This is a genomic window from Drouetiella sp. (genome assembly GCF_059504425.1).
Map to the genome: position 1 here is coordinate 301,175 of NZ_JCACIN010000040.1, position 26,754 is coordinate 327,928.

General features: G+C 50.3%; 30 protein-coding genes and 1 tRNA gene. 14 read left to right on the forward strand and 17 right to left on the reverse strand.

Translation table 11 applies throughout. The features are described from left to right. Positions 1-45: 45 nt before the first annotated feature. Positions 46-118: transfer RNA gene (locus AC5JMP_RS10185), tRNA-Val, on the reverse strand. 114 nt (positions 119-232) lie between these two features. On the opposite strand from AC5JMP_RS10185, the gene AC5JMP_RS10190 reads away from it, so the two are divergent. From AC5JMP_RS10190 to psbP, 3 genes are all read left to right on the forward strand, one after another. Next, the gene (locus AC5JMP_RS10190) at positions 233-781 is read left to right on the forward strand and encodes a metal-binding protein (RefSeq protein WP_495851336.1); all 549 of its coding nucleotides are present in this window, start codon (positions 233-235) and stop codon (positions 779-781) included. A 185-nt stretch (positions 782-966) separates the two neighbouring features. Then, positions 967-1,788 (forward strand): nucleoside triphosphate pyrophosphohydrolase, encoded by an 822-nt coding sequence (gene mazG, locus AC5JMP_RS10195; protein WP_495851337.1) that lies wholly within the window; start codon positions 967-969, stop codon positions 1,786-1,788. A gap of 95 nt (positions 1,789-1,883) precedes the next feature. Beyond that, a complete protein-coding gene (psbP, locus tag AC5JMP_RS10200) occupies positions 1,884-2,426 on the forward strand; it encodes a photosystem II reaction center PsbP (RefSeq protein ID WP_495851338.1) in 543 nt (180 codons plus the stop codon). Between the two features lie 181 nt (positions 2,427-2,607). Here psbP and yhdJ read toward each other — a convergent pair whose 3' ends face one another. From yhdJ to AC5JMP_RS10215, 3 genes are all read right to left on the reverse strand, one after another. After that, on the reverse strand, positions 2,608-3,531 hold the full coding sequence (gene yhdJ, locus AC5JMP_RS10205) for an adenine-specific DNA-methyltransferase (RefSeq protein WP_495851339.1): 924 nt from the start codon (positions 3,529-3,531) through the stop codon (positions 2,608-2,610). Between the two features lie 4 nt (positions 3,532-3,535). Further along, the gene (locus AC5JMP_RS10210; protein WP_495851340.1) at positions 3,536-4,477 is read right to left on the reverse strand and encodes a tetratricopeptide repeat protein; all 942 of its coding nucleotides are present in this window, start codon (positions 4,475-4,477) and stop codon (positions 3,536-3,538) included. Positions 4,478-4,560: 83 nt separating this feature from the next. Next, entirely contained in the window at positions 4,561-5,370 is an 810-nt protein-coding gene (locus AC5JMP_RS10215) for a putative nucleotide-diphospho-sugar transferase (protein WP_495851341.1), read from the reverse strand. A gap of 174 nt (positions 5,371-5,544) precedes the next feature. Here AC5JMP_RS10215 and AC5JMP_RS10220 point away from each other — a divergent pair, with 174 nt between their 5' ends. From AC5JMP_RS10220 to AC5JMP_RS10230, 3 genes are all read left to right on the forward strand, one after another. After that, positions 5,545-5,946 carry a hypothetical protein gene (locus tag AC5JMP_RS10220; protein WP_495851342.1) on the forward strand — a complete coding sequence of 134 codons (402 nt, stop codon included), beginning with the start codon at positions 5,545-5,547 and terminating at the stop codon, positions 5,944-5,946. 650 nt (positions 5,947-6,596) lie between these two features. Then, complete coding sequence (locus AC5JMP_RS10225; RefSeq protein ID WP_495851389.1) at positions 6,597-7,235, forward strand: DUF4439 domain-containing protein; 639 nt, start codon at positions 6,597-6,599, stop codon at positions 7,233-7,235. Positions 7,236-8,051: 816 nt separating this feature from the next. Then, positions 8,052-8,870 (forward strand): SDR family NAD(P)-dependent oxidoreductase, encoded by an 819-nt coding sequence (locus AC5JMP_RS10230; RefSeq protein ID WP_495851343.1) that lies wholly within the window; start codon positions 8,052-8,054, stop codon positions 8,868-8,870. Between the two features lie 94 nt (positions 8,871-8,964). Here AC5JMP_RS10230 and AC5JMP_RS10235 read toward each other — a convergent pair whose 3' ends face one another. The 8 genes from AC5JMP_RS10235 to AC5JMP_RS10270 form a co-directional block, all read right to left on the reverse strand. After that, positions 8,965-10,809, reverse strand: a complete 1,845-nt coding sequence (locus tag AC5JMP_RS10235) for a serine/threonine-protein kinase (RefSeq protein WP_495851344.1) — start codon at positions 10,807-10,809, stop codon at positions 8,965-8,967. A gap of 65 nt (positions 10,810-10,874) precedes the next feature. Beyond that, positions 10,875-11,528: a V4R domain-containing protein gene (locus tag AC5JMP_RS10240; RefSeq protein WP_495851345.1), complete on the reverse strand. Its 654-nt coding sequence runs from the start codon at positions 11,526-11,528 to the stop codon at positions 10,875-10,877. Positions 11,529-11,588: 60 nt separating this feature from the next. Continuing rightward, a complete protein-coding gene (locus tag AC5JMP_RS10245) occupies positions 11,589-12,083 on the reverse strand; it encodes a globin family protein (protein ID WP_495851346.1) in 495 nt (164 codons plus the stop codon). Between the two features lie 75 nt (positions 12,084-12,158). Beyond that, entirely contained in the window at positions 12,159-12,503 is a 345-nt protein-coding gene (locus AC5JMP_RS10250; RefSeq protein ID WP_495851347.1) for a hypothetical protein, read from the reverse strand. 8 nt (positions 12,504-12,511) lie between these two features. After that, on the reverse strand, positions 12,512-13,195 hold the full coding sequence (locus AC5JMP_RS10255) for a V4R domain-containing protein (protein WP_495851348.1): 684 nt from the start codon (positions 13,193-13,195) through the stop codon (positions 12,512-12,514). A 130-nt stretch (positions 13,196-13,325) separates the two neighbouring features. Further along, a complete protein-coding gene (locus AC5JMP_RS10260; protein ID WP_495851349.1) occupies positions 13,326-13,805 on the reverse strand; it encodes a globin family protein in 480 nt (159 codons plus the stop codon). A gap of 150 nt (positions 13,806-13,955) precedes the next feature. Then, positions 13,956-14,441, reverse strand: coding sequence for a 2Fe-2S iron-sulfur cluster-binding protein (locus AC5JMP_RS10265; RefSeq protein WP_495851350.1), 486 nt, complete (start codon positions 14,439-14,441; stop codon positions 13,956-13,958). Positions 14,442-14,502: 61 nt separating this feature from the next. Then, positions 14,503-15,297, reverse strand: a complete 795-nt coding sequence (locus AC5JMP_RS10270) for a hypothetical protein (protein WP_495851351.1) — start codon at positions 15,295-15,297, stop codon at positions 14,503-14,505. A gap of 289 nt (positions 15,298-15,586) precedes the next feature. On the opposite strand from AC5JMP_RS10270, the gene AC5JMP_RS10275 reads away from it, so the two are divergent. The 4 genes from AC5JMP_RS10275 to AC5JMP_RS10290 all read left to right on the forward strand — a co-directional run bounded on the left by AC5JMP_RS10275 (position 15,587) and on the right by AC5JMP_RS10290 (position 21,072). Next, a complete protein-coding gene (locus tag AC5JMP_RS10275) occupies positions 15,587-16,594 on the forward strand; it encodes a LysR family transcriptional regulator (RefSeq protein ID WP_495851352.1) in 1,008 nt (335 codons plus the stop codon). A gap of 245 nt (positions 16,595-16,839) precedes the next feature. Further along, positions 16,840-18,399, forward strand: coding sequence for a protein kinase domain-containing protein (locus AC5JMP_RS10280; protein ID WP_495851353.1), 1,560 nt, complete (start codon positions 16,840-16,842; stop codon positions 18,397-18,399). A 51-nt stretch (positions 18,400-18,450) separates the two neighbouring features. Next, positions 18,451-19,881: an ABC transporter substrate-binding protein gene (locus AC5JMP_RS10285; protein WP_495851354.1), complete on the forward strand. Its 1,431-nt coding sequence runs from the start codon at positions 18,451-18,453 to the stop codon at positions 19,879-19,881. A gap of 48 nt (positions 19,882-19,929) precedes the next feature. Next, positions 19,930-21,072 (forward strand): PstS family phosphate ABC transporter substrate-binding protein, encoded by a 1,143-nt coding sequence (locus AC5JMP_RS10290; protein ID WP_495851355.1) that lies wholly within the window; start codon positions 19,930-19,932, stop codon positions 21,070-21,072. A gap of 138 nt (positions 21,073-21,210) precedes the next feature. On the opposite strand, the gene AC5JMP_RS10295 is transcribed toward AC5JMP_RS10290, so the two are convergent. Then, positions 21,211-21,906: a Crp/Fnr family transcriptional regulator gene (locus AC5JMP_RS10295; protein WP_495851356.1), complete on the reverse strand. Its 696-nt coding sequence runs from the start codon at positions 21,904-21,906 to the stop codon at positions 21,211-21,213. A gap of 643 nt (positions 21,907-22,549) precedes the next feature. On the opposite strand from AC5JMP_RS10295, the gene AC5JMP_RS10300 reads away from it, so the two are divergent. Together AC5JMP_RS10300 and ispD are read left to right on the forward strand one after the other, a co-directional pair. Further along, positions 22,550-23,230, forward strand: coding sequence for a DALR anticodon-binding domain-containing protein (locus AC5JMP_RS10300; protein WP_495851357.1), 681 nt, complete (start codon positions 22,550-22,552; stop codon positions 23,228-23,230). 162 nt (positions 23,231-23,392) lie between these two features. After that, the gene (gene ispD / locus AC5JMP_RS10305) at positions 23,393-24,070 is read left to right on the forward strand and encodes a 2-C-methyl-D-erythritol 4-phosphate cytidylyltransferase (protein ID WP_495851358.1); all 678 of its coding nucleotides are present in this window, start codon (positions 23,393-23,395) and stop codon (positions 24,068-24,070) included. Here the strand turns inward: ispD and AC5JMP_RS10310 are convergent. After that, a complete protein-coding gene (locus tag AC5JMP_RS10310) occupies positions 24,062-24,847 on the reverse strand; it encodes a Uma2 family endonuclease (protein ID WP_495851359.1) in 786 nt (261 codons plus the stop codon). The genes ispD and AC5JMP_RS10310 overlap by 9 nt on opposite strands. Before the next feature lie 47 nt (positions 24,848-24,894). Beyond that, positions 24,895-25,149: a helix-turn-helix domain-containing protein gene (locus AC5JMP_RS10315; protein ID WP_495851360.1), complete on the reverse strand. Its 255-nt coding sequence runs from the start codon at positions 25,147-25,149 to the stop codon at positions 24,895-24,897. A gap of 150 nt (positions 25,150-25,299) precedes the next feature. On the opposite strand from AC5JMP_RS10315, the gene AC5JMP_RS10320 reads away from it, so the two are divergent. Then, positions 25,300-25,506, forward strand: a complete 207-nt coding sequence (locus AC5JMP_RS10320; protein ID WP_495851361.1) for a hypothetical protein — start codon at positions 25,300-25,302, stop codon at positions 25,504-25,506. Between the two features lie 31 nt (positions 25,507-25,537). Here the strand turns inward: AC5JMP_RS10320 and AC5JMP_RS10325 are convergent, their stop codons facing one another. Both AC5JMP_RS10325 and AC5JMP_RS10330 read right to left on the reverse strand, forming a co-directional pair. Further along, a complete protein-coding gene (locus tag AC5JMP_RS10325) occupies positions 25,538-26,116 on the reverse strand; it encodes a Uma2 family endonuclease (RefSeq protein WP_495851362.1) in 579 nt (192 codons plus the stop codon). Positions 26,117-26,200: 84 nt separating this feature from the next. Continuing rightward, positions 26,201-26,326, reverse strand: coding sequence for a hypothetical protein (locus tag AC5JMP_RS10330; RefSeq protein WP_495851363.1), 126 nt, complete (start codon positions 26,324-26,326; stop codon positions 26,201-26,203). Between the two features lie 183 nt (positions 26,327-26,509). Here AC5JMP_RS10330 and AC5JMP_RS10335 point away from each other — a divergent pair, with 183 nt between their 5' ends. Continuing rightward, positions 26,510-26,707, forward strand: coding sequence for a hypothetical protein (locus AC5JMP_RS10335; RefSeq protein ID WP_495851364.1), 198 nt, complete (start codon positions 26,510-26,512; stop codon positions 26,705-26,707). The last annotated feature ends 47 nt before the right edge of the window (positions 26,708-26,754 follow it).

The following is a 26,754-nucleotide window of genomic DNA, read 5'->3' on the forward strand; positions in this document are numbered from 1 at the left end:
GCTTCACATCAAAGCAAGACCTTGTGTACGAACGTACAACATCTATGGGCAGTGAGGGACTCGAACCCGCGACATCCTGCTTGTAAGGCAGGCGCTCTACCAACTGAGCTAACCGCCCGTGCTTAGAGATACGCCTCGGCGCATTCGTCACATCAGTACAGTTAAAGATGATAGCAGACTAATCACAGCTTGCTAAGATCTTCTCAGAAATAAAATTCTGGAACAATTCTCCATGCCTTCGGGTAAAACCCACGATCGCATCACCCTATGGTCTCTGCCTGTAGTAGCAGGACTGACTCTCGCGGCAACTCGGCATCTCGTCGGAACTCAGCAAGGCATGGCAACGCTGATGATTTGCGCTGGGTTCCTGTTTGGAGGACTCATGTTGGGACCTGATCTCGACATTCATTCTGTGCAATACAAGCGCTGGGGCTGGCTGCGCTGGATCTGGTTGCCCTACCGAGGCAGCATGAAGCATCGATCGCCCTGGTCTCATGCGCCCATTACTGGAACGACCGTACGGGTTATTTATCTGCTGGCATGGCTGGGATTTGCGGGTTTTGCTAGCTTGGCGCTAGCAAACGAACTCTGGCAGTTGGGCTGGACTTGGGAAGATATTGGCAGCGTCATTAGGCAATTGCTCTGGCAACATCGGGTCGAAGCGATCGCCTTTATAGTGGGTCTAGAACTCGGAGCCTTTAGCCACTACACGGCTGACTGGCTAGTATCGTCCCACAAACGCAGTAAGAACGGTAAAGCAAAGAAGAAGGTTAAAAGATGAGCTGAGAGAAAATCAGGAGTGGCTGATTCCTACAACGCTTTGGAACATGGATTTAAGGTTGTACAGGTTGTTTAGTCGACGATCCTTTGCACTTGGTTAAGTGTGATTTATGCAATTGAAAATTGCTGTAACTTGGACTGGAGGGCTGGCTTAGAATAAGGGCAAATCTTCACCTCCAACTCATCATGACCGCTCCGCATTCAGAAACTCGTCAGCAGAGCCTCGACGCACTCCAACGCTTGATGGAAGTGGTCGCAAAGCTGCGATCGCCAGACGGCTGCCCCTGGGATTTGGCACAGACCCCTGAAACCCTGATTCCCTATGTTCTGGAAGAAGCCTACGAGGTGGTGGATGCAATTCGGCAGGGTGAACCAGAGGCGATCGCCGATGAGTTGGGCGATTTGCTGCTGCAAGTCGTGTTACAGGCACAGATTGCCAGCGAAGCCGCACAGTTCGACCTTGCCACCGTGGCAGATCACATTTCGGAGAAGCTGATCCGGCGGCATCCCCATGTCTTTGGCGACGTAACCGTTGCTAGCGTTGATGAAGTCCATCAAAATTGGGAGCAAATCAAAGCGGCTGAGGAGGCAGCAAAGACTCAAGTGCAAACCCTTAGCCCTCGCCTCAGCCGCTACGGGCGATCGCTGCCCCCAATCACCGCCGCCCTGAAAATCTCACAAAAGGCGGCATCTGTGGGGTTTGAGTGGGAAGATGTAGAGGGCGTATGGGAGAAATTTCAGGAGGAGCTGGGTGAATTTCGGCTGGCGATCGAGGAAGAAACCCAGGCACGGCAGCAAGAGGAATTGGGCGACCTGCTGTTCACAATCGTCAATCTAGCCCGCTGGTACGGGTTAGACCCGGATGCAGCTTTGCGGGGCACTAACCAGCGCTTTGTCGAACGGTTTAGTCAGGTAGAAGCTTTGAGTGAAGGGCGATCGCTTACCGACTACAGCTCGGAAGAATTGGAGGCATTTTGGCGACGGGCAAAGGCAAAGCTGAAGAAATAGGGAAGCAAATTAGAGCGGCAATGAGATCGATCGGCGATCGTAGCGTCCCCCAAGCCAGTAAAATTTGAGGATGAAAGGTTTTAGGAAGTCTTGAGATGCTGAAGCGAATTGCGGTCGTGCTGCTGGTAGTGCTGAGTTTGACGATACAAAGCTGTGCCCCTACCGTAGCTGGAGCCGGACTCAAAGGCTACGTTGAGAGCTATAAAGGGTACGAGTTTCTTTATCCCAACGGCTGGGTTCCGGTGAAGGTCAGCGACGCAGACGTGGTGCTACACGACATTATTGAAGAGACTGAAAACGCCAGCGTCATCATTAGCGACGTGCCAGATGGCAAAACCTTAGAGGAATTGGGTACGCCGAGCGAAGTGGGTTACAGGCTGTCAAAGAATGCGATCGCCCCCCCCGGCTCTAACCGCACGGCAGAACTCGTAGATGCCCAAGCTCGTCAAGTGGGTGATGAAACTTACTACCTGTTGGAATATGCCGTTCAGTTGCCGACTCAGGCTCGTCACAATTTGGCTAGCGTTGTCGTGCGGCGCGGTCAGTTGTTTACCTACAATCTCTCCACTACTGAGAAGCGCTGGGAAAAGTCTCAGGAGAAATTTCGTCAATCCGTAAAATCCTTCTCGGTTTACTAATAGCTTCAGCAGATTGCAAACGGGGTTTTGGGTTGCGCGTAGCGCAACCCAAAACCCCAAAAAATTAACTTTTTGGAGAATCAACGAGCATTTATGCTCTACTGAGCTTAGCGAAATTATCCGCTAAAACCGATCGCCTTTCAGGGTCTGAGTAAACAGAGACGAAGCTAAAATACTTCCTTTATTGGGTCAGTACATTAACAGAGTCTGGATAGTGAAACATATGCTTTGGCTGATCTCTAAGCAAAGTTCTTGATTGCTTGGAAAGATTTTTTGTTTTTCTTTTCTTCTGTTTTTCTAACTCTTCAAAAGTGTAAGTAGAAGGTAAATTTAAGCGACGAATTCCTATTTTGATATAGTCTTCGTTAATCTCAATTCCAATAGATCTTCTTCCCAAGCGTTTGGCAACTGCACTGGTGGAGAAGCTACCAGAGAATGGGTCTAGTACAAGATCTCCAACATTTGAAGAGGCTAAAATAATTCGCTCCAGAAGAGCTTCTGGTTTTTGAGTGGGATGATTTTCATATTCTTCCATCTTGAACCGTACTCGCGAAAAATCCCAAACGTTACCCGGCACTTTATGCGTGTTGTACGGCTGAGGAGGTTCTTTGCGATAGTCAATCAATTGACGCTTTGCACCCGTCTTTGCCTCCACTTGGATATCGACAGCATTAAACGTATAGTTCTTTTCATGCTTCGTCAGCATAAGTATTGGCTCATATAGAGATCCGAAGTGATTTTTAGCCTGTACTCCTGAGCTGTCGTAAGTCCAAACAATTCTGCTTTTAACGCAGAAACTTTTGCGGCACTTGATATCAAGGTAGGGCATATTTTCTGTGCTGTTCATCAAGTAAAAAGTACCATTAGGCTTGAGAACACGATGGCATTCATCAATCCATTGATACGTCCAGCTCAGAAACTCTTCTTCTAACCAATCTTCAACTAGACCATCGAAATTTTTGCCAATGTTGTAAGGCGGATCGGCAAAAATTAGGTTAACCGATTCTGATTCAAGGCGCTTCAAGTTTTCAAGCGCATCCCCCTGAATGATGCAGTGAGAAGCGTCTTCATATATTTTGCTCTCTCCCTCAGCATTGAAAGTCATGACATCACCGACTCTGTGCCTGCTGCAAAAGTTGAGCCGATCGCTCCACCCATTGCGTATTGCCCTGAGCCGCAAAGAGATCTCTGGCGTACTGCAAAACCCGCTGAGCTTCCGTAGAGTTGTCCTGCTGCATAAACACTAACCCTGCGCCATAGTAAGCATTGGGGTAATTGGGGTTAGCCTCCGCCGATCGCCGAAATGAATCCAAGGCGCGATTGAGATTGCCCTGCTGATACCAGATAGTCCCCAGACTGTAATGCGCTTCTGAGTAACGCGGGTTTAGCGTCACGGCGCGTTGTAGAGCCTCAGTTGCCGCCGCAGTTTGCCCCTGTTGCAAATAGATTAAGCCAAGGTGGTAGGACGGCTCGGCAGCATTGGTGCTGAGCTGGGCGGCTTTTTTGAACTCGACGATCGCCCGATCAGTCTGTCTCTGCTGTTGGTAAACCAGACCCAAATTGTAATGTCCTAGCCCCAAATTGGGATCGAGCAAGACAGCACGCTGCAAGTATTCTGAAGCCTGAGTAAGATTGCCACCCTCCAGCAACGCCGCCCCCAAACTGGCATAGGCTAGGGCAAAACCCGGATCGGCTTGCAGCGCCTGATAGAAGGAGTTAGCCGCTGCCTGAAGGTTTCCCTGCTGGCGCAGCGCTAAACCCAGATTGTAGTGTGCAGGAGCAAAGGCTGGATTGAGCGCCGCAGCTTGACGAAAGGCAGCGATCGCTGGCTCTAACTGTCCCTGCTGCACATACTGTACCCCAATCGCCATTTGTCCCTCAGCCGTCTGAGCATCAGGCTGAGCGGATTGCCTTTCTAGCGTTGGCAAGGACTGCGCCCAACTCAAGGGTGCCAAACCAGTTGTCATCAGGGTTGCCCCGATCGCCATTAGCACCCAAGCCGCTAGATCTCGACTCAACCACCTGCCTTTCAAATCCCAAAGCCTACCCATGTGCGATCGCCTATGATTCCAACATTCACTACTCTATATCCATCCTCTTATGAAGAGTTATGAGGAAGAGCCAAAGGAGCCATTCACTCAACCTTCATAGGCTGAAAAAGTACAGGCTGAAGAATAGCATGACTGCTTTCAAATAAAGAAACGACTTTTTCAACCACCTCAGGATAGTAATTGTGAGCAAACTGACGAAACTCTCCCGAAGCTACCATTCCGCCCCAGCAGTGCAGCAGATGAGCCTGGTGTTTTCCAAATCTTGATTCGGCATCTATGGGAGACACATTGTAGGTCTTGGGCAGCTGTATCACGGGAACTTGCGTTTTATGAAGCGCCCTCACCAGCGCCAGCTGATCATGTTTTTGAAATTTTCGCCACTCTTCATGCCACTGCTGAAACAGGGTTTGAACTGCCAGCGTATCGCGCCAAAGCATCACCCCGCTATTAAAGTGTGTGGTACTTCCGGGTAAACGTTGCAGGGTGTAGGTTTTCTCCTCCAGCGCCACATGGTCACACAAAGCTACTCTGGGCAGTCGGTCAGTCACCATTGCAAAATCGCCGTAGACAAGGTGATTCCAGAGATCACAAATAGGCTGAAGCGGCAGAATATCTGCATCTAAAAACAGCGTTTCCTGATAAGGACTCAGGAGATTGAGGCAGGTCTTGATCTGTCGAGATGAAAAGGGATGAGTATCAATTTCACCTGGACTGAGAAACTTAGGCGTGATGCTATGGCTGTGCAGCGGCAGAAATTTCAACAAAGGCTGATCAGAAATTAACGTAATAGATATTTCGGGTTCCTGCTGGCGTAGAGCCATTGCGCTAATTAATGCAGCTTCCAGATAAGCCAAATTAGTTGCACCACAGTAAACCACTCCTCGACTACTCATAGAAAAATATCCTGAACACTGCTGCTCATTATTTCAGAGATAGTCTCTCAGTACAGGTAATATTCTAAACAAGGCGATGGGTCATTCAAAGCTTCTAAACGATCGCCCCAGAATTAGGGATGCCAACCCCTTGCTAAACTGGTAGAGAGCCAAGGATTTTTTAGGTATCGTAGATTGAAAAAGAAACACACCAACGCTTTGCTACTGGCGCTGTTGAATTCTTTAGCTGATTTTGATGGGCAGGTGCCGCCAGCAGCATTGCCCATCCTGGACGAATTGCAGCAGCGATCGGATACATTGCCGCCCCTGTATGCCGATGTTTTTGGGCTATTCCCTTCAGCCACCTGCGCAGATTTAGTGCAGCATATTGATTCCCTGCCGCAAGATCAGGTGGCGATCGCCAGCTATGCGTTTCAGATTTTTCGCTCCTATGAGCAAATGTTAAGAATTGACACAACCCAGATGTCTCCCGAACAGAGGGCAGCCTGTGAGTCGCAGATGGAGCGAATTCGGTCTTTGGTGAATCGCGCTAAGTCTGCCATGGTGGAAACCCCAGAAGACAAGCCTCCAGAATAGCTCTTGAAAGTTGAGCAAGGCTCGCGTACAAAATAAAACCCAAAAACGGTAGTCCTCAAAATGTACTGATTTTTTATGGGGTGGTCTTTGCCTACTCCATAAAAAATCAGTACGTGAATACCAGTACCCCAAAAACTATTGCAGGTTAGTTTACGCGATGTGCAACTTGATCTGAAAGTCTTGTAGGGTAGACATCTTGTCCATCCGAATCTGGGCAGGTAATACCGATTTAAACGAATTTGTGGGCACATCGAACCTCAGAAGGGGCTTGGCAATGCCAAGCCCGTACCAGGATCTGTTGTGGTTCCAATTCAAATGGGTACAAGATGCCTGCCCCATGTAGATCAAAAGCTTTAGAAAAAGAGTGGCACATCGCGTTAGTTTGTGATCCTGAGGAAGTAGACGAGGCGATCGTCTAACCAATCCAAACTTTGTGCAGACTCGTATAATTTTCTAAGCATCAATAAAACCCAATCAACTTTGAGTGAGTTTTAGCTGAATCAATCCAATCCACTTTCATTCTCGTAATCATATACAGAACAGTGGAAGAGCATAACTCGCAGCTTCCCTAATGCTGTTCATCATAGGTATCTTGAGCGTGAAGAAAGGAGAATACTAGCGTGAATGACGATAATTTTGATCTGAGCCAAATGCGCTCCCGTCGTAGTAAAGTCCTCTCTCGTCGGGGGATTTTGGTAGGAGGAACGATCGCAGGGTTATCAAGCGCGATCGGGCTTTCAGCGCTCTCGGCAGGATCGAGTCAGGCTTTAGGAATGGCTGCTTCAGGTGATGCTGAAGTCTTAAATCAGGCGCTATTTTATGAGCATCAAGCCATTTGGGCTTATCAATTTGCGGCTGGCAAGCTCAGCAACTCCAATGTAGGTCAAGCTGTCTTAGCTGTAGCACAAGGCAACTTGCGCGATCATATGGCGCATCGCGATAAGCTCACTGAAGTCGTTAAAAGTCTAGGAGCAACTCCTGCGGTCGCGGCAAGCAGCTACGATCTCTCTTCTTATATTCAGCGGGGTGAAGGCAACATTGATAGCGATGTCAATATTGCAAAGCTGGCGCTGGCGCTGGAAACGGATGCAGCGATCGCCTACGCAACCGAGATTGCTAAGCTCAAAACTCCTGCGCTAATCACCGCAGGGGCCAGCATTGGTTCTGATGAGGCAGCTCATGCAACCGCAATTCGCGCTGCCTTTGTGTCGCTTGGGGTGAGTATTCCCATTGTTCCTGCCTCTTTCGTGAGCGCTGACAGCCGCAGCCAGTGGGTGCTGAAAGTTTAGAGCATACAGCTCAGCCAATTTTGTAAGATTCAATTGATCCCGTGAAACAACTCAGCCCGTAAAATCCCCAAACCGGATTTTACGGGCTTTACTTTTAAGCAGTGCTGAGGACTAAACCTAATGTCGATCCCAAAGAGCGGCCATTTGTGACGCAGATGACAAATAGCGGTTTCATTGATAACGATTAGCAATGTTACGCAATTGATCCACCTAAACAGGCTCAATTCATTATGGGCAAGTCGCTTGACCTCTGTAAAACAGCGATCCCTGATGTAAAAGAACATTGAAAAATTTTATGAAATGTTGCAGATACTTGATCCCGTTGCTAAGGTGTGCAGATAGTTCACCTGCTAACCCATCTGGAATAGACCCTCTGACATAGATCGTCTTGTCCAGATTGTTTGGCACTGAAGAGAGAAGCTCCGATGCGATATCTCAATGTCTACAGCCCCCTGTTGACTCCCTGTTGAACAGTTTCTGTTGACAAGCATTGTTCCTTCTTAACATTCTTTTTAATTCACTTAACCTTTCCACTTTATCCGGATCAACTTGAAGGCTCCTCAAGCGGTTGCCCCCACTGGCTAGAGTCTGAGTCCTCAGCGTTCCCAAACAGGGCATGGAACCCGTAGCAACTCATGAGACAAATTGCAAGCTGCGTCCTTTGAAGGACTCAATACCCGGACGCAAGCCACTCTAAATCCACGCATTCTGTTCAACTGCATTCGATGCTCTGATTTCGGCAAGTTTTTGCAAGCTGATTCAGACAAGATTTAGTCTCTTGAATGCAGCGAGACTCGTATTTAGGAGGTTCTGACTGTGAATATTTTAGGAAAGACGGCTCTCGTTACCGGAGCCTCACGGGGAATTGGTAAAGCGATCGCCTTGGAACTTGCCCGCCAAGGAGCGGCAAGGCTGCTGCTGGTGGCGCGAAATCAGCAGCTCTTGATGGAGGTGGCAGAAGAAGTAGAGGCACTGGGCGCGGAAGCCGTGGTGCTGCCGCTCGACTTGACGCAGGTGGTAGAGGTGAATGTGGCAATCGCCCAAGCTTGGCGAAACTATGGCGCGATTCACCTGCTGATTAACTGTGCAGGCGTGGCACATCAAGCCTCCTTTTTGCAGACAAAGTTGCCAGATGTGCAGGAAGAAATCGCCGTGAATTTGGTGGGAATGTACACAATCACGCGATTCGTGGCGCGGCGGATGGTGGCAAAAGGCGAAGGCAAAATTGTCAATGTTTCTAGCCTGATGGGCAAGCTTGCGGCTCCCACCATGGCAACCTACTCGGCAACGAAATTTGCCATTCTCGGATTCACTCAGGCATTGCGCGGAGAGCTAGCTGCCCACAATGTGCAGGTCATGGCGCTGCTGCCTTCTCTGACAGATACTGACATGGTGCGAGAATTTCGCTGGTTTCGCTGGGTGATGCCCATGTCGCCCGAACAGGTGGCGCAGTCGCTGATTGCCGGACTGAAGCGAGAATCCCCTGAAATCCTGGTGGGCTGGCAGAGCCATCTGGCAGTTTGGGGCGATCGCCTCATGCCAGGTCTAATGGAGAAGCTGCTGCGGAGTGCGGCTCCATCGATGCGAGGCGATCGGTTTGTGAAGTTTAGGAGAGCCGGGGTTTCTGTCCCCTAGCATGTATCGCTTTAAAGTCTAAACGGGGATTTTTTTGAGAGGCGCGCTTCGCGCCTCTCAAAAAAATCCCCCTCATGACCAGCCTAAATTGGTACTAGAACAATAGATCTGCGCCAATCTCATTCAAGTCTAGGGTATGGAGACTGCCTTGCTGACCTGTCCAAGTTGCCACCAGCAAGCCGCGCTGATCAAAGGGGGCGATCGCCGTAATCGGCTCAGGAAAGGTAAGCTGCCCCAACTGCCGCCCCTCAAAATCTAGCAGAAGAATTTGTCCAGCAGAATTTGCCAGAATATAGCCCCAGTCTGTTGCCGCCAACAGCGTCGGCTCAATGCTGATGGCAAACCGCCGAATGCGATACGGCTTCAGGTCAATCACCCCGATTGTCTGAGGTTGATAGCGATCGATTGCTAACAGCTGGTAGGGCTTTTGGGTGACTATAGCCTGATCGAGGTGAAAGGGAAGCAGCAGTGATGCAACATAGCTGCCTCGGCGCGTAAACGCCTTGATCAAGGTTTGGGAACTACTCGGTGATCCAGAAGAAACCGATTCTCCGATTGCAACCTGCATGGCAATCACCACATGGCGATTATCCAACGCAAAGATCTGCGGATGAACGGGTAACCTTTTTTTGAAAAACACTTCGACGGGTGCAGTCGCTAACTTCATCGATCGCTTGGACAGGCGTGCGAATGACAGGGTATATTCTCCTTGAACACTGCCTCCTTGAACACTGGGAATCACGCTTGCTAACCAGTCACCCTGGGGAGAAATCGCCGTCACGCCTGTAGGCACTCGTGCCTGAATGGGCATCAGTCGAGAATTATTGGTAGGCGTGGGCATGAGATAAACCGACCGCCCTGTCACCACAAAACAGCCCTGCGATCGCATCGACAGCAGATCTACAGGCTCTTGCAGCAGGATATGGCTACAGGCTACAGGCAGGGCAGAATGCAGATTCTTCGGGGACGACAGCAGAGAGGTGGCATAGCGATCGCAAATGACGCGCCCAGTTGTGACTCGATAGAGCGAGTTTTCTAGGACGGCCAGAGCCGTTATGGGTTGATCTAAAGACTGCTTTTGCTGAACGTGAAGGATGCACTCTGGCGGCTCGGTGATGGGGGTGAGCAAGGGCACCATATTTGCATTCAGCTCTGGGGAAGAAGCGATCGCTTGCACCGCCATCAGCATTTCGGTTGCAGACTTAAACCGACGGGCAGAGAGCTTTTGCAACGCCGTCAGAATGATCGGTCGCCAAGCAGCCGGGATGGCATCAGGCAGGGTGACGGGCTGATTTAGGTGAGCCGATCTCAGCTCTAAGGGGGTGCCCGAAAAAGGTCTATGACCTGCCGCCAGCTCAAATAGCAGTACGCCAACTGAATAGAGATCAGAAGTGTGCGAGTATTCACCGTAAAACCGCTCTGGAGCCATGTATGCCGGAGATCCGGTGCTGCTAGTCTCTCGGTCTTGCACCTCCTGACTGAGGCGAGCGATGCCAAAGTCAGAAATTTTTGCAACCCAACCATCGAGCTGCACTGACACCAAAATGTTCTCAGGCTTGATATCACAGTGGACAATGCCGCGATCGTGGGCATGAGCCAGTCCCTTCAAAACATCGATCACCAGCTTCAAGCTTTGCGGCAAGCTCAGCCGATTCTCTTCAGTCATCAGGCTGCGCAGAGTGCCCCCTTCGCAGTAATCCATCACCAAGTGCCGCCCTGTTGCCATATGCTCTACGGCTTGACAGGCGACAATATTGGGGTGACGTAAGCTCAGCAAAAATCGCAGCTCACGCAAAAACTTGTGGGTGGGAAAGCGCTGATGATCTAATCGCTTCAAGGCAACCAAGCGACCATTTTGCCGAGAAGCAGCGCAATACACTTGACCAAACTGCCCTTGTCCAACCAGACCGAGAAGTCGATAGTTTGAACGTTTGGACACAGTGAGTCAGGAGGGGTAAGGGATGATGCTGCGCCGATTGATTGAACCTAGCTTACTAATTCAGCTTACTGGCAAAGCTGCTGCATGATGGAATCGTGATCAGCAATTGCCGCCATCCCTTCAGCAGGTTCCAGCCGCTTTTGCAAGCCCAAGACAAAGCGATTGCAGTCTGCTCCCATGGATTCGCAGGTGGTTTGAAGGCAGTGCAAGTCTCGACCCGTCAACTGACTGAAAAAGGCAGATAAAATTCCAGCCTCTAGATGGCAAGAGGTTTGCTGATTTTGAGGGGCAAGGCGGGCAAACGGAGAGTTGCAAATCTTGACGACCAGAAATCCGCGCTGCTGATGGGTATGATCCAGGTCAATTTTGCCCCAGCCATGGGCAATCCAGCATTGCTGGAGCGCCTGTAAAAATTCAACCATTGCCATGTCGGCAGGTGAGAGCCTGTAGTAATCCGTCAGCTGTTCGCGAAATCGGGCATAGAAGTTTTTGCCCCACCAGCGCCCACAGTTAAATAGCACAAGGCGAGAGGCTTGTCCGGTTTCTTTCTCCAAACCTGCGTAGATCGCCTGGATCAAGGTTTCGGGCAAGGCAATCAAGCGATCGCCCTGCCGATTCTCGATCAGACCCATCTCTAGATCGCCCCGCACATAGGTATCGACTGCAAAGTAGTTACCCGGAAGCTGTTTGTCAATTAGTAGATCAGCAACGGAAATCATAGGAAAAAAGGGTGTCAGGATTCAGGAGGATATTCGCGCTATTCACGCTGAGAGGAGGTACTACCAGCCGATCGCCACGCCGTTGACGGATTCAACCTTTTGCGGCAGGAGCGCATTTTGAGCCATTAGCAAGATCGGGCTAAGCAAGATCATCTGCTTACCTAGAGCCTCATCCAAGCGCTGATTCAAGAGCTGATAGAGCCGAGCATCGATCGCCTGAGTGTTGTAAACCTCAACAGTGGGTTGCACCCAGTTGAGAAACCGCTCTTTGACAATGGAGTCCTGATTCAGCAGCATAGTCAGACCGCAGTGGCGCAGCATCAGCAGCGCGTTGGTGATACTGCGTTCAAGCGTCGCCTCTGGCTCCTGAGGCATTTCAGCCTGGAGTTGGTCGGCAACCCATTGCATGACGTCGAGTTCGCAATCGCGCAAGCTGCGGTAGGTTGCCAGTCGGTCTGGAACTGAGCTGGCATATTGGGCCACTAGCCGCAATTCCTCAATCTTGAGGTAGCGGCTGCCAGCATCATCAAAGATTTCTTCAATTTGGGGATGCATAGTAAATGAAGAGGAGAAACGATATGAAACCTAAAGGTATAGAACTTGAAGGTATGAAACTTGAAGGTATAAAACCTAAAACAGACCAGAAAAATCGTCTAAGGTAAAGGCGTCGTCAGCATTGTCGCTGCCCGGAATAACTTGAGGCGGCTTAGGAGTTGCCGCGATCGCGCTGTCATCCCAATTAAAGGCGCTAAAGAAATCTTTGACCTTGAGCGCCAGACTCATTGGTGGGTGAACGCCCTGCTGAGCGGCAATGAGCTTGATTTCCTGCATCTCAGCGGGATGATCATCCCAGTTAAAAGCCGTGAAGAACTGCTGCACAGATTGTCGCTTCCAGGAAGTTAAGGATGCAGACAAAATTTCAGGTGAGGATGCAGACAATCGCGGTTTATGACCGTTGGTGGAGTTAAGAACCATAGTGCTGCTCATCTTAGAAGCTCTCCCGATCGCAGACGTTTTTCGATATCGCGCGCGTTGGCGCCCTCGTTCATCCAAAAAGACGCCGCATCAATCCGATCTTGTCCACCCACTAGGAACTTACAGTAGGTTTCACCCATGGAATAGCACTGGATTTCAATACAGCTCAGCTGCTTTTTCACCAGCTCTGTAAAAAATCCAGCAAATAGCCCCGCATACAGAAAACACACTGGCTTGCCGACATCGCCCAAGGTTCGCGCCACAGCAGAATCGAAAATATTAATGAACATAAAGCCCTGCTTGCGATCGCCCATGTCTACTTCCCAGCGACCCCAGCCCTGCGAGGTAAATGGCCACCACCAGGTTTCTAGCAAGAACAGCAGGCTGGCTTGTCGCATATTGCGATCGAATTCTTTCTCAAACCATTTCTCGAAGAAGAAGGCATCTTTTTGACCCCACTCGCAGCCGATGACGTACATGGTTGCCGCCGAGGCATCGCCGACCTCTTCCTGCAAGCCTTCTACCAGACCAATGATAAAGTCCTCAGTGGTTAGTAAATTTTGACCTTCGTTCCAATCGACGATCGTTCCTTTATCTGGATCGAAGGTAAAAAAGTCTCGAAAGCCGTAGTGATCATGCTTTTTAGGATACTTGAGCTTAACAGGGTTTTGGGTATTAATTAGAGTGACCATAGGGCAAACGTTTAGCAGATTTGCAATGAAGACGGTAAGAAGCAAAGATTGTACAAGGCAGTTATTTTTGAAAGATTCGCACAGCAACCTTTTCAAAAAATAGATAACAAATTTGAAGCCATTTCAGCTTCTAAGCTGAAACCCCTCCCAAAGAACGACGCGTTAGCTCCAAAATGGGACAGACCAAACTAGCTTGAGGAGGCGTTAGGTCTTGTTTCACTACTTCTTGCAGGATTTGGTAGGTCACGTCGGCGGCTCGCTCCATGCCAAATGCGTGGAGAATGGTTTGGAACCAAAGCAAGAGTCGTTCCCGCAAAGTATCGGGATCATTGATTAAGAGAGCAATGGCTACATAGCGAAATGTGCGAGTAGTATCCATCTTCCATTTATTGCTGAAGTCATCCTTGCCCTGCATAAATAGCGTGGGATCGAGCGATCGCATTTTGGTGTAGGTTTGCTCGATCAGCTTGGACTCTAGCTCCTGTAGCTTTTGGTAGGTTTGCAGCCGCAGATTAAATGACTTAACGTAATCGGACATAAACTGAAGTTCGGCATCGCTGGCATAGCGCCCATCGACTTCCAAACTGAGGCGTTTGAGTTGGCTTAGCATGGGAGGCTCTGATTCATGTAGGGGTTCCGATCAATCGCAAAGTAACAGGCTAGATCTGAATATAGAGTGATTGTTCCCGTCGCATGGAATGACTCATCACATAAATGAAATTCAGCAACATCGCTTAACGTTGAGCAGCAATCAAACCGATTAAATATCGCTGCTGCTGGACAGAAAGGCTCCAAAGTTAAAGCTAGTCGTGGTTTCGATTTGCTTCAGCATCGATCGCGTAATCAGCTTGCCTTCTTCCACCAAAACTTGACCTGTGACAGGATGCAGTAAATTCTGCTCAGCGCGTCGTCCAATCAGATCTTCAATGTCTTTAATGGAATTAATGTACATCCCCGGCGGCAGCTCGACCACAACGCCATTGCCCATGACGCGAGCCTGACAGGCTAAACGAGAGTTAGTCTTGCAGGTGGTAATCACCTCTAGGGTGCGCTGTTCTCGTCTGTTAACCGACGAGAGAGCCTCCATACCTTGCTTGACATAAACATGGCAAGTGGCGCACATGCCGCGTCCGCCGCACTCTCTCAAAACATCCAGATCTTTGTCAATTAGCACCGAGAGCAGATTGCCATTGGTTTCAATAGAGGTTTCTTGGGCGATCGGCTCTAAACGAACAATTTTTACCATGGAACTTTCCTTATATTTTTAGAGAGAGTATTTTTAGACGAATAAACGGATCAGGAGGCGGCTAGTCAGCATCGGACAGCAAGAGTCTTTTCTGCTCAGGGTTTAACGCCTTCTGCCGAACTGTTTTGGGGAAATCGCGGATTACTTTGCTGCACCGATCGATAAATCCGGCAACCCAGGCTTGAATCCATTGCTGCTGCTCGGCAGAAACCAAAGTCTGACTGTCCATTTGTCCCATAAAGCCGATTTGGGCAGTGCGATCGATCTGAAACTGTTTCAGCCATTCAGCATCAGGGCGAGAAGACTTCCAGTTGCTCACTGCGATCGATGCGCCCAAATAGTGCTTGGTGAAATGGCTGAGTTGATTTAGGGCAATCAACAAATCGCGCAGAGATACGGATGCAGCCAGCGCCACAGGGCGAGCGGCGGCAGTCGAAGGGGAAGACTCGCACTGCTGCTTCCATTGGTTTTCTTCGGGAAGAGCGGTGCTACCTGCCAGCAGCCGAAAAGTGGCGATCGCATCCGTGATATTTTCCTGAAGCTCGGCTTTGAGGCGATCGACGACTTCGGAGCAGCCCACATAGCCCAGATTATCTACCGTCAAGACGAGCAGGATGATCCCCTGGCTCAGCTTATAGATATAGACCTGGTGCCCATTAAATTGAAACTCAAAGAAGTGAAAGCTAGCTGGGGTAGTCTCAATCACCTGCTGAATACCCTGCGCCAGCGCCTCCTTTTGCTGAAAGTTTAAAACTTGATCAACACCGCAAAAGTAGGGACGAGATCGCCCATGCATTAGGGCAACGCCCATAATTCCTGGTAAATTCAGAAAGTCCTGAACAACCTCCCGCTTCATAGAAATACTCTACGTGCTAAACCATCCCATCTCACCGTAGCTATCTGTTGTAAAGTTTCCACCGACCTAGAAACTCTATTCATTATGATTCTTCACAGTTGGTCTGCACAGGGTTATGCTGAGTCGCTTTCAAGCCCATCTTCAAGATCACAGCCTAACCTACAGGCGTCTTGACCTTAATTTAAGTTTTGGTTCACCTCGCTGTTCATCCGTATTGCCCTTCTGGATCTAAACTCTAGAGGCACCGCTTTGCTGGTACCGGCTTTTTTTCCTTTTGGATTTAGCAGCTATGTCTGATCTCCCTTTTACTTTGGATCAGTTACGCATTCTTAAAGCGATCGCCGCTGAGGGCAGCTTTAAGCGCGCCGCCGATAGCCTTTATGTGTCTCAGCCAGCGGTTAGTCTTCAGGTGCAAAACCTGGAGCGCCAGCTAGATGTGCCGTTGTTTGATCGCGGCGGCAGACGAGCGCAACTCACGGAGGCAGGGCACCTGTTGATCAGCTATGGCGATCGCATCCTCAGCTTGTGTCAAGAGACCTGTCGGGCGATCGAAGACTTGCAAAACCTCCAAGGGGGCACGCTAATTGTTGGCGCGAGTCAAACCACAGGAACCTATCTTCTGCCGCGAATGCTAGGTCTGTTTCGACAGCAATATCCCGACGTGGCAGTGCAGCTGCATGTGCATTCGACACGCCGCACAGCCTGGAGCGTCGCCAATGGACAAATTGACCTGGCGATCATTGGGGGCGAAATTCCTCCTGAGTTACAAGATTCTTTAGAGATTGTTCCCTATGCAGAAGACGAACTCGCACTAATTCTGCCTGTTTTCCATCCCTTTAGCCGTTTGGCTCAGATTGAGCGGGACGACCTGTATCGGCTGCAATTCATTGCGCTAGATTCCCAATCCACCATTCGTAAAGTGATTGATCAAGTTTTGACCCGCTGCGGCATCGAGACTCGGCGGCTGAAGGTGGAGATGGAGCTAAACACGATCGAGGGGATCAAAAATGCGGTGCAGGCGGGTCTAGGAGCCGCGTTTGTGTCGATTTCGGCGATCGAGAAAGAGCTGCAAATGGGCGTTTTGCACCGCGTCAAAATTGAAGGGGTAGTCGTAAATCGCACGCTATCCGTGATTATTAACCCCAACCGCTATCGGTCTAAAGCCGCAGAGGCGTTCACGCAGGAAATTTTGCCGCAGTTCTCTAATTACAAGCCTTCTGATAATAAGTCGTCAGATAATAAGTCGTCAGATAAGGGCAAATCGGGCGAGGTTTTGGCGCTAGAGCCTACTCTCTAAGCTTTGGGAAATCACTCTAAGCTTTGGGAAATCACTCTAAGCTTTGGGAAATTACTCTAAGCTTCGGGAAATCGCTTGACCGTTGGCAAGCGTTCAAGCCGCTTTCGGGATAAACTGCTCAATTTTGTGATGGAAAGGCTGGATTTGACAGGGGGTAGTTCAGAATGGATGACAAGAGGTTTAATCAAAGTTGAGTCTCGATCGCTCAAAACTTAAAACTCAGTTTCTCCAGCCAGCCAATATTCATGGAAATTTACTGCACCCGCCCAGGTTGCCCTAGACCCGTCAACCCGTATCCTGATTTAGATAGTAAGGCGACGTTAAAAGCCTCTCGCCAGAGATACTGCACGACCTGTGGCATGGAGCTGATTCTCAAAGATCGCTATATTCCTCTGAAGCTGCTGGGGCGGGGTGGATTTGGGGCGGCATTTTTGGCGCGCGATCGCTACACGCCAGCCATGCGGCTCTCTGTGGTCAAGCAGTTTCAGCCTGCCGGAGATCTGACTCCTGACCAACTGCATCTGGCACAAAACCTGTTTGAGCGCGAGGGCGAGGTGCTAGAAGACTTGGGTAAGCATCCCCAAATTCCAGATTTATACGCATTTTTTGAAATTGATCCCCCCCCTGGCGGTGCTGCGGGTCAGCCCAACAAGTTTTTTTATTTGGTTCAGGAATATATTGACGGGCAGACGCTGGAGGAGACGCTGGAGCGAACCGGAACCTTCTCAGAGGCAGAGATAACCCAGCTTTTGCTAGAGATTTTGCCTGTTCTGAAGTTTGTCCATGAGAGCGGCTCAATTCACCGCGACATCAAGCCGTCCAATATCATCCGCCGTCGGGACGGCGTGTACTACCTGCTGGATTTTGGAGCCGTTAAGCAAGTCACGTCTGGCGCAGCAGTGGGCGCACAGCCCGGACGCTCTACAGGCATCTACTCTATGGGGTTTGCCCCGCCTGAGCAAATGCGGGGCGATCGCGTTTATCCCGCAACCGATCTCTATGCCCTGGCCGTCACCTGCGTCATGCTGTTGACGGGCAAAGACCCGGCTGACCTCTACGACAACTACAGCGATCGCTGGAATTGGCGAGCCTATACCCAGGTGAGCGATCGTCTAGAGGCCGTGCTGAATCGTCTGCTGCAAGCGGCTCCCAATCAGCGATTTCAGTCTGCGGCGGAAGTTTTGCAGGCGCTAAAGCCCGCTGCAACTCCACAGCCCGCTCACTCGACTGCGGTTCAGTCTAGTCCTGCCCAGGCTCCTAGTGTCCCCTCTGCCAGCGCTCGACCTGCCGTACCTCAAACCCCATCGCCTAGCCCTCGCCCAACCCCATTACCCAACGTTCAGCCTGCTATTGCCCAACCTGCAGTCACTCAGCCTCCTTCGTTGGGCAAGCGTGGCTCAATGCGTCGTCCTGCTCGATCGTTTTCCCTAGGAGAATTGATTGGCAGCGCTGCTTTTACGGGATCTGAGACTGGATTAGTGGCGATCGCGGCAGCAAGTTTGCTAGGCACGGCTGCACCGACCTGGCTTATAGCCACAGGTGTGGCGATCGCAGGGCTGGTAGTAGCGCAGTATTTCCGCTGGATTGAGAAAGTGGATCTGCTCATCATTGGAGCGGTCACGCTGGGGATTGTTGCCTTCTTTCCTGCGCTACACGCTATTCCTGCCTTGGGATTGACTGCTGGTGCAGCGCTGTCACAAGTTTTGTCCGTGCTTGCACCCTTAGTGATTTTGAGCGGACTGGGCGTGGTGGCGATCGCGCTGGTATTTCGCTTAATTTACACTCTGCTTTCTCGCCTCTTGTAAAGGCTAATCTGGGCTTAAGCATCTTCACCACTGGCTCTCGTCGGAAAACCTATGTCTCAGAAGAACGAAACTCTGCCGCTAATTTTGTCTTTACTGATTACCTGCGGGCTAATTGGAGGCGGGCTTTGGCTATTCCGCGATCGCCTTTTTGGGGGTTCTAGCAATTCGGGTCAGTCTGGCTCTACTCAGCTAGGTGCCCCCATAGATGCCGCATCGATGCAAGCGCGTCAGAGTGTGGGAGACAGGCTCTTGGTGCCGCCGGGAGCCACTACCAATCCCCAGGCACAAGCCCAAAAGCAGCTTGGCACAGAGGCGATCGCCGCCAAAAATTACCCCCAGGCAATCACGGCATTGCAAGCCGCTCTCCAGGTACAGAGAAATGATCCCGAAGCGCTGATCTATCTCAATAATGCTCGGATCGGGGAAGCCAAGGCGAATGTGATTGCGATCGCCGTCCCTCTAGACAGCGATGTGGATGCCTCTCAAGAAATGCTGCGCGGCATCGCCCAAGCGCAGGATGAGATTAATCAGAAAGGCGGCATTTCTGGCGTTCCGCTCAAGGTGGTAATTGTCAACGATGGCGGCACCCCGGCGCTAGCTCAACAAACAGCCTCGGCGCTGGTGGAGAACGCAGCCGTATTGGGCGTGGTGGGACATTACGCCAGCGATGCTTCTCTAGCGGCAGGCGAAGTGTACAACCAAAGCGGGCTGGTGATGATTTCTCCGGTCAGCACGTCCGTAAAGCTCTCTAATCTGGGGCGCTTCACCTTTCGCACCGTTCCCAGTGACTTCGTGGCGGCGGGGGCGCTGGCAAACTACTTGCTGAAAGATCTGAAACAGCAAAAAGCCGCCGTGTTTTTTAATTCTCAGAGCGGCTACAGCCAGTCGATTAAGTCAGAGTTCGATCGCGCCATGTCTCTGGGCGGCGGACAGGTAGTTAGCGAGTTTGACCTCTCTGCCTCGACCTTTAGCGCTGCCGAAAGCTTCAAGCAAGCCACTCAGCAAGGAGCAACCGTCTTGGCGCTCATGCCCAACTCAGGTCAGCTCGATCGCGCCCTTCAGGTGGTGCAGGTGAATCGGCAACAGCTCAAAATGCTGGCTGGAGATGATGTCTATGCTCCGAAAACGCTGGCGGTTGGAGGCGCGGCAGCCCAAGGTCTGGTGGTGGCTGTGCCCTGGCATATTCTGGCGAATCCCCAGTCTGTTTTTGCCAATAGCTCTCGCAATTTGTGGCGTGCCAATGTCAACTGGCGAACTGCCATGGCGTACGATGCGACGGTAGCATTGATCGCAGCGCTGTCGCGGAATCCGACTCGCCAGGGCGTGCAGCAAGCCTTGAGTGATCCCAATTTTTCTGCCGAGGGCGCAACGGGAACCGTCCGGTTTTTGCCGTCGGGCGATCGCAATCAGTCGGTGCAGCTCGTCGAAATCAAGCCCGGTTCAGCTTCAGGCTATGGCTATGACTTTGTGCCGATTCCGTGACGGCTCTGCAACACTCGCTCTGCAACACCCGCAAAAGGCTTATCTTTTATGGCTCAAAAGAACGACACTCCCGCGCTGATTGCCTCCCTACTGCTGACGCTAGGCTTGATTGGCGGCGGGTTGTGGTGGCTAACGCAGCGATCGGGCTTTAATCTCGGTCAGGTTTCTGGAGCTAAGCCCACAGTTTCTTCTCCTACAGCTCCCCCAACTTCAGCATCTGCTCAGCCACAGAACAATGCTAATCCGGGCAATGCTAATCCGGGCAATGCTAATCCGGGCAATGCTAATCCGGGCAGCGCCAGCCAGGACAGCGCCAAAACCTTTGCCGAAGTGCAGGTACCTTCAGGGTTGTTCAACTACGGAGGCAGCACAAGCTGGGCACCGATTCGTGGTGAGGTTGACCCAGAGATTCAGAAAGCCTGGAGTGGATTTCAGTTGCGCTACACCCAGCCTACAAGCGGCACGCCGGGTTCAGCCACCGGGATTCGCATGTTGCTCAACAACCAGCTCTCTCTGGCACAATCTTCGCGATCGCTCAAACCAGAGGAATACCAGGAAGCACAAACGAAGGGGTTTACCCTCAAAGAAATTCCGGTGGCAATGGAGGGAATTGCGATCGCCGTCCATCCTAATCTCAAAATTCCAGGGCTGACGATCGAGCAGCTCAAGGGCATCTATACCGGACAGATTACCAACTGGAGCCAGGTTGGCGGAGCCAATTTGCCAATCACGCCCTACTCGCGTCGGCTTGAGGATGGCGGCACCGTGGAGTTTTTTGTGGAAAACGTCTTAGGCGGCGGCAGCTTCGGCAACGCGGTTCAGTTCAGCAACACGACGACTCAGGCTTTGCAATCTGTCTCGTCTGATCCGGGAGGGCTGTACTATGCTTCTGCACCTGAAGTCATTGGGCAGTGCGGCGTTGAGCCTATAGCCATTGGGCGGCAATCCAATGAGCTAGTTGCGCCTTACCAAGAGCCGTTGATTCCAGCCTCACAATGTCCAGCACAGCGTAACCAGATCAATATGCAGGCGTTACAAAGCGGTCAATATCCTTTGACCCGCCGACTGTTTGTAATTGTCAAGCAGGATGGACAGGCTGATCAACAGGCAGGCGAAGCCTATGCAAAACTGCTTCTCAGCGATCAGGGGCAAGAGCTGCTAAGCCAAGCTAAGTTTATTCGCATCCGGTGACGTAAAACACTCATCACGAGTGCTTTTTGGGGCGTACTCTACTGGGGTATTGCTTAATCCGGCTATGAAATTTATTTTGAGAGGTACGCTCCGCGCACCTCTCAAAATAAATTTCATAGATAAAATCAGCGATGCCCTCTACTGGACATTGCGAACAATTGATTCCGCCGGGAGACACAGCAAATTATCACCGTAGGTCCGGACTAGCCCCCGCTGCCGCAGTTTGCCCATCAGCCGAGTCACCGTCACTCGCGTCGAACCGATCGCGCTGCCGATCTGGGCATGGGTCAACGACCAAGGCAGGCAATACCCTTCTTCGCAAGGTTCGCCAAATTCTTCAATGAGCAGAGTCAGAAAGCCTAGAAGCCGATCGATCGTGCGGCGCTGCCCTAGCGTACTGAGCCACAGCAACTTGCGCTGGTGCTGGTAGCGGAAAGCATCCAAAACTTCGCGACGGAAGTGAGGCCAGTTGTCTAAGTCGTGCCAGTACAGCCAGATGACCGAGGTTTGATCAACATGGGCGAAGCTTTGTAGAATGAACGGAGACTGAGCCACAATTTCAAACGGCTGCCCTGCTCCCACAAAGCCCAGAAACGCCTCTTCTGAGTTAATCCTCGGCACCCGCGACGAGTTAGCTGCCGTTGCGCTGACCTGTGCTTCCCCCACTAGCCGCACGGCACCCCGCTGAACAAGATAAAGTAGACCCGCTCGCGTCGGGATCTTTTCGTCTTTGCTAAAGGTACGGCAACGATAATGCTCTTGTGCCCAATCTAGAATCCGTTGCCAGGTGAGGAAGGGACGGGCGGTATCGGTTTGTGATGACACTGAAAACATAGGGGCAGTTTCTTGAAGTCAGTAGAGGTGGAACACTCTGCAACAGGGAAAAATAGGGCGAACTTAACTTAACCCCGCAGATTAAAACAGCTTATGGAGTAGCACCGACTTAACTTTACTCTCTGTAAATAAAATAGGGAAAATTCTGGAGGTATCTGACTTTTTATGAACTTTTCAGCTTTTTAAGTCAACTTACTTACCTGAATCTTCATTTTACCCTTAAAAAAATTTAGCCCTATGAATTATACAAGGATTGATTCAATTGAATGAATCTCATACGCTAACTCAACAATTTTGACCTCAAAATATTGTGAACCCTGTATATTTCCCTATCCTATCTCTAGGTATTCGGTCGCTGCTAGTCAATAGACTACAGAAAGCGATTCAATTACAGAAAAAAAATCAGCTTGTTTTTCAGCCGCATTCGTCTCTAGAATCCTCTCTCTGCTTACCTTTAGCTCAATTGTTGCCCTCTGAACATTCCAGATCATCCATCTCCCTCAAAATTCCGCTCAACAGAGTTAAAGAAAAAACTCAGATTTGTTACGTTTCTGCGATCGCCCTCAAGTTAGCAGGACAATACTCAAGAAAAAGTTCTCCCATAAACATTGCGCTGGAAATAGAGCATTATCTGGAGCAGAGGGTGGAATTGAAAAACGAGGGGTCTCACTCGTTAGACAATCCTCTGCTAGATCGGGTTTGGCAGAACGTCACGGTTCAGGTTGATTCTCCAGGCTGGATTTATCTCAAGCTAGAGAATCAGGGAGTAGCAGAATGGCTACACATTCTTGTCGATCAACCTATGTACCCTGGCAGCCTTGACCAGTCTATATCAAGAGATGTAAAAAATACATCAAGTATTCTAGAAAAACCCTGGGAAATACGTAATTCCACGGATAAGTTTTACGTTTTGTATAGCCACGCTCGCTGCTGTTCTCTACTGCGATCGGCTGCAAAAGACGGCGTAATTACCCAAAATCTGCTTCATTTTGAGCTAAAGGACTCACGTTCCAGCCTATTCAAACCTCAGCACACAGCTGAGCTGCACTTGATTGACCAGATTGCGTCTGTTTTGGATAACGTATCTGTTCTGGATCATGCAGCGCAGCCTGAGAAAGTGGCTTTCCCTACAGTGATCTGGAAAAGCGCCCAAGCTCTCAGCCACAGCTTTGAAGATTTTTATAAATCCTGCCGAATCTGGGGAGAAGTCAGGCAGCAAGATCCGCAAGTGGCACAGATGCGGCTAGGGCTGGTGCTGATTACCCAAAAGGTCTTGCGATCGCTGCTTGAAAGTCTGGCAATTGAAGCTCCATTTGAGCTGTAGTTAGCGCAATACGGTAGAGTGACAAAGATCTGCGAACGCAGGCATTGCTGAATCTGGGTATGAATTTTTTTTGAAAGGGGCGCGGAGCGCCCCTTTCAAAAAAAATTCATACATAAAACCAGCAACGCCCGAACGCATTAGTGACGGGCTGAGGAGACGATTGTGCATTTACTGATTCCGGCAGCAGGTTCGGGGCGACGGATGGGGAGCGATCGCAATAAGCTTTTGCTGCCGTTATTAGGCAAACCTTTGATCGCCTGGACGCTTTTAGCCGCCAAGCATTCACGGCACATTGAATGGATCGGCATCATTGGGCAACCCCAAGACTGGCAGGATTTCAAAGCGGTTGCAGCCGATCTTGAAGTCACAGTTCATTTCATTCAGGGTGGCTCGACCCGACAAGAATCCGTCTATTGCGGTCTTAAAGGGTTGCCTGCCGAAGCCGATCGCGTCTTGATTCACGATGGTGCCCGCTGTCTGGCGACTCCAGAGTTGTTCGATCGCTGTGCCGAAGCCTTGCTGGAAACTCCGGGGCTAATTGCAGCAGTTCCGGTCAAAGACACGATTAAAGTCGTAGATGCAGAGGGACGGATCAAAAGCACGCCCGATCGCAGTCAACTTTGGGCAGCTCAAACGCCTCAAGGGTTTGACGTAACTCAACTGCTGACCTGTCACGAAACAGGCATTCGTCAAGGCTGGGCAGTAACCGATGATGCGGCCTTGTTTGAGCAGTGTCATCTGCCCGTCAAAATTGTTTTAGGCGAAGAGACGAACCTCAAAGTGACGACTCCGGTAGATTTGGCGATCGCAGAATTTATCTTGCGGCAGCGGCTAGCTTAGGTCGTCAGGATTAATGCCCTGCGATCGCAAATAGGCGGCAAGTCGCTCGGCTCTCTGATGCTCCTGTTCAGCTCTCTGGCGCTCTTTTTCAACATTCTGACGCTCCTGCTCAATCCGCTCCATGCCCCACAGCAGCAGATTATTTTCTTGATCCCACCAGCGCAGCCAGTAGCCCGATCGCCCTTCTTTTTTACCTTGCCAAATGCCCAAAAACAGGTTCATTTCGGCAATCCAGTAGCGATCGGGTTCTGAGCGATCGCTATTGGGAAAAAGCAGCTCATAGCGCCCTGCCTGAAGCCGAAATACTTCTAGATGCCCCGATTTTGGTTCAAAAACAACGTAGACCGGAATTTGAAGAATTTGCTCGTAGTAAAATAGCTTGCCCAAGGGAGGAAATCTCCGGACGGAGTATTCGCCGCCATCAGTATCTGACAAAAACTCCATGACCACCAGCGGAATGTCTCCCTCTAGGTTGGGGGTGTAACTCCTGCGCGTTTGGGGATCGCCTTGAGGAAAAACTGAAGGGACATAAACCCAGTCTGGAGCTTTGATCACTAAAGATTCATTTACTGTGGCGCAGAGACCAAAGTTGGAGGCAATCAGCATTCCGGGTTTAATGTAGTCTGCTAGTTCTAGTGCCTCTCGGAGTGCGCCCGCCAGAAGCGGCTGGTCTGTATTTTCCACGGGTTCATCGTCGAGTTGAAAGTCGTCGGGCAGTTTTTCCCAGGTTACGATCAGGGGGGGGCGATTGCTCGAAGGTTTCTGCGTGACGACCATAATGGGCTGCTCAGCTAGAGAACAGTCTAATTTTAGCTTTCCTGAATTTACTCAAAGCGATCGGGAGGCTGATTCCAAGAATTTCGCTCTAGATACAAATCGACAAATTCATCAGCCGCCTCTGGATTGATTTGCCTAAGGGCTTTGACAATTTCTGTGACGGCTTCAGCCGATGGATCTCTGGTTTCATTAAACCAGTGGCTCACCGTGGAACGGGCAATTCCCATGATCACGGCTAAACGATTTTGGCTAATGCCATAGGCTTCAAGGACTTGCTTGAGCGCTTTTCCAGCTTTTCCCATGCCTCAAATATTGGCAGAGGTGTTGGATTGCGTAAATGTCTGCAATTGCAATCACTCAGAGAGTGTGACAATGTCTGCAATTGCAACCATAACGCTGAGCAAGAAGTAGCAACTCAAATGTTTAGAGATTTTTCAGACAACACTAATGCCATGCCTAGCCCATCAAAGGTCTCTGAAGAGCCGAATCGATCTTTCAATAAGATGATTTTGATTGGCGATCGAGAATGGGTAAAAGGCATGATCTATAGGCTCCATGCGGTTGGGATTGCTGAGGCAACCACCTGGAGTCGGCTGATCTCGACGGGGAATCCGGGAGAAGTGATCAGTACGCTTTTGCGTCCCAGAGGCAGGAGTTGAGTGAATAGAGGGAACGATTGCCTTCTGAACGCTATCCTGGCTCCTCAAACAATACCCCTTCATACAGCAGTTCGATCGGACACTCAAACTCAAGGCTATTTAAGGTAATCATGTCTCCTATCCGGTAAGGAGAGTAGAGCCACATTCGCCCCTCACCCCGCCGATAGCACTCCACCGCAACTTTCTCAGAATCAATCAGGACGTATTCTTGCAGGCTGGGTATGGTCTGATAGGAAATAAACTTTTCGCCCCGATCTTTTGCCTCCGTGCTAGGAGAGAGCACTTCCACAATGAGGGTAGGAGACTGGATGAATTTACGGGCGTTGCGGTCTTGCGTATCGCAACTGACGATGACATCCGGATAATAGTAGGGGCTAGCAGGACTGACCTGAACTTTGACATCCGAAACATTGATCCGGCATCCTCGCGATCGCACATGAGGACGCAACGCCGTGTAAAGATTGAGTGCAATGTCATTGTGGGGAATTGTTCCGCCTGTCATGGCAAACAGTTCGCCGTTAACGTATTCATGGCGCATCTCTTGCTGAGATTCCCATTCCAGGTATTCCTCAACCGTCATTTTGAGAGGCTGTTGGGGTGAAGTCACCATAATCGCAAGTTCCTCTGGCACTCCTCAATTGTTACAGACGATCGCCCTTTGAACTCCAACGATCGCCTGCTGAACTCAGGTCTCCTATGGGTTGTGATCGAACTTACTGAGAATGACGAGAGCTTTGTCGATATCTCGGACTTTGATGGCTCTAAGAGCAGTGAGGATCGATCGCAGGAGCGCAACTTCGTCGGCGGAAAGGGTAATCATTCTTGAAACTCCATAAAGGATATAGCCCAGATTCGATAAGACTTCTGGACGTTTTTGATATGATTTCACTATAAGTTAATTCGGCAATTCGAGCAATATAGAATCGACAAAAATAAAGATTAATTCCCAAACCTAGATACGATCGTTGAGTCTTTGAAGCTAAGTGGGCATTGAGAACCTTAGATGGCTAGGAAAAAGAAAACAGAATTGCGCCTGTATATCACGCCTAACTTAGATAGGCTTTTGAAGACGCTATCTGGTCTTAGCGATCAAACGGTGAGCAGCATTGTTGAAGACACGCTTAGAGAGAGTCTGCCCGATCGATATCAAGAGTTAATGGATACTCACAATCTTGGAAAGCTATTAGAGGATGAAGATTAAGCTCTAACACCCTCTACTTTTCTCAATTCCACTTCATAACCCTGAAA